General features: G+C 39.7%; 1 protein-coding gene and 1 pseudogene. Both read left to right on the top strand.

Going from position 1 to position 857, the window contains the following annotated elements; all coding sequences use genetic code 11:
- Nucleotides 1-191, top strand: a pseudogene (locus tag ON07_RS16565) (helix-turn-helix domain-containing protein); the annotation flags it as partial.
- The coding region (locus ON07_RS11545; RefSeq protein WP_010231582.1) for an IS3 family transposase at nucleotides 188-857 on the top strand (670 nt) is incomplete at its 3' end. The pseudogene ON07_RS16565 and the gene ON07_RS11545, both read left to right, overlap by 4 nt.

Consider the following 857-nt stretch of genomic DNA (forward strand, 5'->3'; position numbering starts at 1 on the left):
GCAAGAAAGACGAGATCAACAAACTCAAAGAAAAGATCGAAGAACTGGAGTTTGTAAAAGACTTCCAACAAGACATTATTGCTGATATGGAACTTATTACCGGTGTCGATATGTCAAAAAAGTCATTACCCAAAACATTAGCAGACGAGATCGAAAAAAAGAAGCAAAACCGTTTAAAAAAAAATGGTTGATCCAATGTTTTGGGATTTCCAAACAAGCCTTCTATAAGCGCTTGAAGTCTCACAGAACCAAACAATGCCAAGAACAAGCAGTCGTCCAATTGATAAGAGATTACCGCAGAGAATTTGGAGCTAAAACCGGAGGAATCAAATTGCACAAAGAATTAAAATTGGAGATGAGCAAGATCGGTATCAAAATGGGTAGGGATAGGTTCTACCGGGTAATGCGCATGAACAACCTGCTCGTGCCTAAAACAAGGCGTTTCCATATCACAACCGATTCAAAACATCGATTTTTTAAATACAAAAATCTGATAAAAAACAAAGTGCCCAGTAGGCCCGAACAACTCTGGGTGAGCGATATTACCTATATCAAAACCCAAAACGGACACAGTTACCTGGCATTGGTTACAGATGCCTATTCAAAGCAAATAATGGGCTACAAACTGGCAAGCCATATGAAGACATCACTTTGCATAGACGCTCTTAAAATGGCGCTTAAAAACAGAAAATACAAGGATCAAAAACTCATCCATCATTCCGATCGTGGAATTCAGTATTGCAATCCGTCATACACCAGCTTTGCTGAGGACCATGGAATACTCATGAGTATGACCGAGAAGTACGATCCATACGAGAATGCCGTGGCAGAGAGAATCAACAGAACCTTAAAATACG

The organism is Gillisia marina (assembly GCF_000258765.1).
GTDB lineage: Bacteria > Bacteroidota > Bacteroidia > Flavobacteriales > Flavobacteriaceae > Gillisia > Gillisia marina.